The organism is Mycobacterium sp. 1081908.1, assembly GCF_001673535.1.
Lineage (GTDB): Bacteria > Actinomycetota > Actinomycetes > Mycobacteriales > Mycobacteriaceae > Mycobacterium.
Genome location: NZ_LZLY01000003.1, coordinates 70124 through 77072 on the forward strand (window position 1 = coordinate 70124; position 6949 = coordinate 77072).

The following is a 6949-nucleotide window of genomic DNA, read 5'->3' on the forward strand; positions in this document are numbered from 1 at the left end:
GATCAGACCCCGTCGCGGCGTCCGAGGAGGAGCACCCGCTGCACGTTGTGCACTCTACCGCGCCGACGCCGGGCGCCAAAACCACTGGCGACCGGACGACGGGCCGCCGCCGTGGTGTCCTTGAGCGTCACCCGGAACTGCATCGCCCGGTACGGCCAGCCCGTCGCCGTGTCCCACTGGGACACCACCAGCCCGACGCCGCCCTGAACGTCCAGCCGCGAAGACGGAAGGATGTATCCGCCGTACAGCTGGGCGACCCGATTGTTCGCAAGGTCCTGGGCGTCCCAGCTCGTCCCGACCACGGGCGTTTGGATTTCGGCCTCATAGAGGTTGGCGGTGGGGGAGTCGAGCGTCCGGTATCCCAGCGCGTACCCGGACGACAGGAAGCCGCCCAGGATCCACGTGCCCGTCTCGAGCCTGCGCAGCGTCAGCTCGCCCCACGTTTCGGCCGGGGGTGTGATGGGCGTGGGTGCGTTGCCCCACGCCCATTGGTTGCCGTCCCAGCCCCAGCCGGAGTACTTGGTCAGGTCGCCGATGTGGCGCGGACGCACACGCCGCAGGATGATGCCCTTGTCGCGTTGGAACCCGGTCGAGACGACATAGACCCAACCGTCCATCGGGTCGTAGTCCCACGACCACAGCTGCGCGTAGCCGTCGTGCAACGACGCGGGAAACGTTGCCTTGGCGCCCATCTCCCGCCAGCTGACGCCGTTGTCGGTGGAGGCCCAGATCCCGGTCCAGATCACGTTGCCGAAGCCGCGATTGACGATCGCATGCAGGTACATCGTCTTCCCGATGACCAGGAGGTCGGAGGGGATCACCGTGCTGATCCCGCCCTGGCTCCAGGGCGGGCCGTCGTGGACATAGCTCCACAATTGGTGCGCGTAGTCGGCGTCCGCGCCGCCCGCGCTCTCATAGCGGATCCGGTTGTTGGTGTCACCGCTGCCGATCAGGGCGACCGGGGCGCGCCAGTCGCCCTTGCCAACCGCCGGGCCCGAGAAGGTGTCGCCGAACACCGACACCAGCTTGCCGTTGGGGGCCACCGCGCAGACTCCCAGATCGGTGCACGTCACCCCCCATTTGTCGGTGATGCCCGGGCCGGTGATGTCGCCCACGTAGCCCTCCACGGGGACCGCCGATTTCGTTGCCGCACGCCTACTTTCGCGTCGCCACCGATACACGGTGGATTCGCTGACGCCGCAGTTGGCCGCGACCGTGGCGGCCTTCTCGCCCGAGCGCAGCCTGCGCAATGCCTGCTTGCGCAAAGCCGCATCAGCCTTCCCCATGGCTCCTCCGCACTCGTTGGCCCTCCTCTGGAGATCAACGATGCCCGTGATCGCCGGTGCGGGCACGCGTAACGCGCTACCTGTGTTTCTGCCGGCGATCCGTCCGTCGGCATGAGTGGTCCCCGCCGAGGAATGGGGTAGCGCACTACGCATCCCAGCCCCGGATCCCCGCGCCTACGGTCTGAGCTACCGCCCAGATTAGGAGGATTCAATGACCACTCTGCAAGAGTCGCGGCACGTCAAAAGCAGTGGGAGACAGCAGGACTGGAGCCACGTTCGCGGATTCGGGTGGCGCCCGCAGCTCCCGGATGCCCGCGACAAGGTCTACGCGGCCAGGCTCAAGTCCGCGCCGCCGCCCGAGTACGACCTGCGTCCGTCGATGCCGGCGGTCTACGACCAGGGCCAGCTCGGGTCGTGCACCGGAAATGCCATCGCCGCCGCGATGGAGTACGAGCGGGACCGGCAGGGCTTCCCCGATTTCATTCCTTCGCGGTTGTTCATCTACTACAACGAACGCGCGCTCGAAGGCACGGTATCCAGCGACGCGGGCGCGGTGATCAGGGACGGCATCAAGGTGGTCAACCGCGAAGGCGTGTGCCCGGAGACGCTGTGGCCCTATGACATCGGGGTGTTCACGGTCAAGCCGCCGAGGCGCTGCTACGTCGCCGCGCAGAAAGACCGGGCGGTGCAGTACGAGGCGATCCAGACGCTGGGGGACCTCAAGGATGCGATTGCCTCGGACCTGGCGGTCGTCTTCGGGTTTACCGTCTACCAGAGTTTCGAATCGCAGGCCGTCGCGGACACGGGTGTGATGCCGATGCCCCAGCACGGCGAGGCGCCGGTCGGCGGGCACGCCGTTCTCGCCGTCGGCTACTCGGATCCCAAGAGCCACTTGATTGTTCGTAACTCGTGGGGACCGTCGTGGGGCGACCACGGCTACTTCTACATGCCCTACCAGTACCTGACCGGATCCAAGGTCAGCTCGGATGCCTCGCCCGTTACCCGCGCGCACTTGGCGAGCGATTTCTGGGCGATCCAGATGGTCGGGTCCTAGCACCACCTCGTAACGCACCCGGACGTGATGCGTGTCGAATCCGGGATCACAGCACCTCGAAGGGAACTACCGCCATGTCGATAGCGCAGCTGAGCAACGATCTCCTTCTCGACCGCATCACGTACCAGGTGCCCCACGAGGCGCCCGCCCCCATCCCGTGGCCGGACGGGCTGGCGCCCGTCGGCACCCCGTATGACCGGGCCGCCAACCAGCCGCTGCCGTCCTGCGACGTGCTGGTGGTGACCTGGACGGTGGCGGAGGCGCAGGCCCTCGCCGACGTGCTCACCCCGGGCATGCCGAGCCGCAGCTGGAATCCCTACGCCCACGGGTGGGCGAGCTATGAGCCTCAGCTCACCTGGCGCTCGCCCGCTCGCGATGCCGGCTGCCTGGCCTACGTGGCCCGGGTCAGGATCGGCGACATCGAGGTGCTGGCGGTGAAGTCCGAGCTGCACCTGGCGACCGACAGCGTCTCGGCGCCGCTGGTGCAGCTATGGCAGCAAATGGTGAGCGAGGCCACGCCCAAGCTGGTCGTCACCACCGGGACCGCCGGGGGCATCGGGGCGGCCACCGGGCTCGGCGACGTCTTCGTCGTCACCAACGCGAAGTTCAACTGCACCAAGGAATTCAAGAGCAAGCCGTGGGCCCAACAGTTGTTCACGGGTTCGCCGGTGCAGGCCGGCGGGCACGCGGCCGCCTTCGATGCGCTGGTGGCGCCGAATGCGGGCCGGCTGCAGCCGCTGGCCACCCGGCCGCCGACGCTGACGTTCGGCGCGGCGCTGGGCGGCGTGGAAACCGTCGACTACTTCGGCTTCGCCAACACCGACGACTCGTACGGGATCGTCCGCAACTACCCGGACGCCCGGACGGAAGAGATGGACGACGCGACGTTGCCGCTGGCCCTCGCCGGCCTGCCGGACCCACCGGCGTGGTGCTCGATCCGCAACGCCAGCGACCCGCAGGTCTCCACTGACATCGGTGACCTGCGAGCGCAGGCGCGCTGGGCCAACCAGATCTACAAGCGCTACGGCTACTGGACCTCGGTCGGGTCGGCCATCGCGACGTGGGCCGTCATCGCCAACATGAACTGAGCGGGCGGGTCGGCGGCCGCAAAAACGATTCGCCGCCACACGTATTCTGTTGTGGACCTATACCCCGAGGACCGAAAGAACAACAGTGGCGCTCGTCGTGCAGAAGTACGGCGGATCATCGGTGGCGGACGCCGACCGGATCCGCCGCGTCGCGGAGCGCATCGTCGCGACCAAGAAGCAGGGCAACGACGTCGTGGTGGTGGTTTCCGCGATGGGCGACACCACCGACGACCTGCTGGATCTGGCCCAGCAGGTCTGCCCGGCCCCGCCGCCGCGGGAGCTCGACATGCTGCTGACCGCCGGTGAGCGCATCTCCAACGCGTTGGTGGCCATGGCGATCGAATCGCTCGGCGCGCAGGCCCGCTCGTTCACCGGTTCGCAAGCCGGCGTCATCACCACCGGCACCCACGGCAACGCGAAGATCATCGAGGTGACGCCGGGGCGGCTGCGCACCGCGCTCGACGAGGGCCGCATCGTGTTGGTCGCCGGGTTCCAGGGGGTCAGCCAGGACACCCGCGACGTCACCACCCTCGGCCGCGGGGGCTCGGACACCACCGCGATCGCTTTGGCCGCTGCGCTCGGCGCCGACGTCTGCGAGATCTACACCGACGTGGACGGCATCTTCAGCGCGGACCCGAGGATCGTGCACAACGCCCGCAGGCTGGACAGTGTGACGTTCGAGGAGATGCTCGAGATGGCGGCCTGCGGCGCCAAGGTGCTGATGCTGCGTTGCGTGGAATACGCTCGCCGCTACGACATTCCGGTGCACGTCCGCTCGTCGTATTCGGACAAGCCGGGCACCGTCGTTACCGGATCGATCAAGGACATAGGCATGGAAGACCCCATTCTGACCGGCGTCGCGCACGATCGCAGCGAGGCCAAGGTGACCATCGTCGGGCTGCCGGACATACCCGGCTATGCGGCACGGGTTTTCCGCGCCGTCGCCGACGCCGACGTGAACATCGACATGGTGCTGCAGAACGTGTCCAAGGTCGAAGACGGCAAGACCGACATCACCTTCACCTGCTCGCGCGACAGCGGGCCCACCGCGGTGGAGAAGCTGGACGCGCTGCGCGACGAGATCGGCTTCACCCAGCTGCTGTACGACGACCACATCGGCAAGGTGTCGCTGATCGGGGCGGGCATGCGCAGCCATCCCGGCGTCACCGCGACCTTCTGCGAGGCGCTGGCCGCCGTCGGCGTCAACATCGAGCTGATCTCCACCTCCGAGATCCGGATCTCGGTGCTGTGCCGCGACACCGAACTAGACAAGGCCGTCGTGGCGTTACACGAGGCGTTCGGTCTCGGCGGCGACGAGTCGGCGACGGTATATGCGGGGACGGGTAGGTAGATGGTTGCCATCGGGGTAGTGGGGGCCACCGGCCAGGTGGGCCAGGTGATGCGCCGGCTGCTGGACGAGCGCGACTTTCCGGCGACCAGCGTGCGGTTCTTCGCGTCCGCCCGCTCGCAGGGCCGCAAGCTGGAGTTCCGCGGCCAGGAGATCGAGGTCGAGGACGCCGCGACGGCGGACCCGTCCGGGCTGGACATCGCGCTTTTCTCGGCCGGCAAGACGATGTCGCTGGTCCAGGCGCCGCGGTTCGCCGCGGCGGGCGTCACGGTGATCGACAACTCGTCGGCCTGGCGCAAGGACCCCGACGTGCCGTTGGTGGTGTCGGAGGTCAACTTCGCCCGCGACGCCGGGCGCCGGCCCAAGGGCATCATCGCCAACCCGAACTGCACGACGATGGCCGCCATGCCGGTGCTCAAGGTGCTGCACGACGAGGCGCAACTGGTGCGCCTGGTGGCCTCGACCTATCAGGCGGTCTCGGGCAGCGGGCTGGCCGGCGTCGACGAGCTCGCCACGCAGGCGCGTGCGGTGGTCGCCGACGACATCGAGCGGCTGGTGCACGACGGCGGCGCGCTGGATTTCCCGGCGCCGAAGACCTATGTCGCGCCGATCGCGTTCAACGTGCTGCCGCTCGCCGGATCGCTGTTGGACGACGGTTCGGGGGAGACCGACGAGGACGCGAAGCTGCGCTTCGAGAGCCGCAAGATCCTCGGCATCCCGGACCTGTCGGTCAGCGGCACCTGCGTGCGCGTTCCGGTGTTCACCGGGCACTCGCTGTCGATCAACGCCGAATTCGCGCGGCCGTTGTCGCCCGAGCGCGCCCGTGAGCTGCTCGACGGCGCCCCGGGCGTCAAGGTCGTCGACGTGCCGACGCCGCTGGCCGCCGCCGGTGTCGACGAATCGCTGGTCGGCCGGATCCGGAACGACCCGGGCGTGCCCGACGGGCGCGGCCTGGCGCTGTTCGTGTCGGGGGACAACCTGCGCAAAGGTGCCGCGCTGAACACCATCCAGATCGCCGAGCTGCTGGCCGCCGAACTATAGTTCCCGGGTGAGCTCGGCCCGGGTCGCCCTGCTAAGCGTTTTGTGTTTGGTTGCGCCCCAGCCTGTTTGGCAAGCGCGCGCCGATCCGCCGGCGCCGGCTCCGGAGCCCGTCCTGCAGCCGCTGGCACCGGGCCAGGTGGTGCGGATCGGGCCGACGGCCGGCACCGGAACCCCGACGGGGGATTACGGCGTCGGCGCGACGGACCTGTGCGAGTTCGTCGAGTTCCCCACCGAGCTGTTGCAGGTCTGCGGCGACAGCTTCGCCGGCCAGGGTGTGGGGTTCGGCGGCTGGTACTCGCCGATCGCGCTGCACGTCGATACCGCGTCGGTCGACGACCCCGCCGGGGTGCGCTACACCGGGGTCACCGGAATCGGCAAGCCGCTGCTGGCCGACCCCACGCCGCCCGGCGATTCCCAGCTGCCGGCCGGGGTGGTGCAGGTGAACCGGCGCAACTACCTGATGGTCACGACGACGAAAGACCTTGAGCCGCAAAGCTCACGGCTGGTGATGGCCGAACCGTCGCGCGGCGGCTGGCAGACCGTCGCCGGGACCCGCCGCGACGGTTCCTATCAGGGCGGGCGGCAGTCGCAGATCAGCGGCTACTACGACCCGGTCCCCACGCCGGACTCGCCGGGCGGCTGGGTGTACATCGTGGCCAACAGCTTCACGCGGCGAGATCCCGTGCTGCTGTACCGGGCCACGCCGCAGACGTTCATCGACCGATCCCGGTGGCAGGGCTGGGCGGCCGGGCCCGACGGCGGGTGGGGCAGGCCGCCGACACCCCTGTGGCCCGATCAGGTGGGCGAGATGTCCATCAGGCAGATCGACGGCAAGGCGGTGCTGTCCTACTTCAACGCCAGCACCGGCAACATGGAGGTCCGGGTGGCCGACGACCCGACGTCGCTGGGCACCGCGCCCGTGACGACGGTGGTGCAGCACGACGAGTGGCCCGATCCGGCCGAAAGCCTGCCGCCCGCCTACGACAACCGGCTCGCGCAGCCGTACGGCGGATACATCTCGCCGGGGTCCACCCTCGACGAGCTGCGCATTTTCGTCAGTCAGTGGGACACCCGCGCCCGGGCGCGCGCGCCGTACCGGGTGATCCAGTTCGCGGTCAACCCGTTCAAGCCC

Annotated in this window: 6 protein-coding genes; 5 read left to right on the top strand and 1 reads right to left on the bottom strand. The window is 68.8% G+C overall.

Annotation, left to right across the window (positions count from 1 at the left end; all coding sequences use genetic code 11):
• Nucleotides 1-2: 2 nt before the first annotated feature.
• Nucleotides 3-1286 carry a DUF4185 domain-containing protein gene (locus A5655_RS00460; protein ID WP_067004407.1) on the bottom strand — a complete coding sequence of 428 codons (1284 nt, stop codon included), beginning with the start codon at nucleotides 1284-1286 and terminating at the stop codon, nucleotides 3-5.
• A 211-nt stretch (nucleotides 1287-1497) separates the two neighbouring features.
• On the opposite strand from A5655_RS00460, the gene A5655_RS00465 reads away from it, so the two are divergent.
• The 5 genes from A5655_RS00465 to A5655_RS00485 form a co-directional block, all read left to right on the top strand.
• Nucleotides 1498-2340: a C1 family peptidase gene (locus A5655_RS00465; RefSeq protein ID WP_082978396.1), complete on the top strand. Its 843-nt coding sequence runs from the start codon at nucleotides 1498-1500 to the stop codon at nucleotides 2338-2340.
• A gap of 74 nt (nucleotides 2341-2414) precedes the next feature.
• Nucleotides 2415-3428 carry a hypothetical protein gene (locus tag A5655_RS00470; protein WP_067004409.1) on the top strand — a complete coding sequence of 338 codons (1014 nt, stop codon included), beginning with the start codon at nucleotides 2415-2417 and terminating at the stop codon, nucleotides 3426-3428.
• An 85-nt stretch (nucleotides 3429-3513) separates the two neighbouring features.
• Nucleotides 3514-4779, top strand: coding sequence for an aspartate kinase (locus A5655_RS00475; protein ID WP_067004411.1), 1266 nt, complete (start codon nucleotides 3514-3516; stop codon nucleotides 4777-4779).
• Nucleotides 4780-5817 (top strand): aspartate-semialdehyde dehydrogenase, encoded by a 1038-nt coding sequence (locus A5655_RS00480; RefSeq protein ID WP_067004413.1) that lies wholly within the window; start codon nucleotides 4780-4782, stop codon nucleotides 5815-5817.
• Nucleotides 5818-5824: 7 nt separating this feature from the next.
• On the top strand, nucleotides 5825-6949 hold a 1125-nt coding region (locus A5655_RS00485; RefSeq protein WP_067004415.1), incomplete at its 3' end, for a DUF4185 domain-containing protein.

Bases quoted from the DNA above. Each gene is read 5' to 3' on its own strand.
- A5655_RS00460 (WP_067004407.1), bottom strand. From the start codon at position 1,286: ATGGGGAAGGCTGATGCGGCTTTGCGCAAGCAGGCATTGCGCAGGCTG.
- A5655_RS00470 (WP_067004409.1), top strand. From the start codon at position 2,415: ATGTCGATAGCGCAGCTGAGCAACGATCTCCTTCTCGACCGCATCACG.
- A5655_RS00465 (WP_082978396.1), top strand. From the start codon at position 1,498: ATGACCACTCTGCAAGAGTCGCGGCACGTCAAAAGCAGTGGGAGACAG.
- A5655_RS00480 (WP_067004413.1), top strand. From the start codon at position 4,780: ATGGTTGCCATCGGGGTAGTGGGGGCCACCGGCCAGGTGGGCCAGGTG.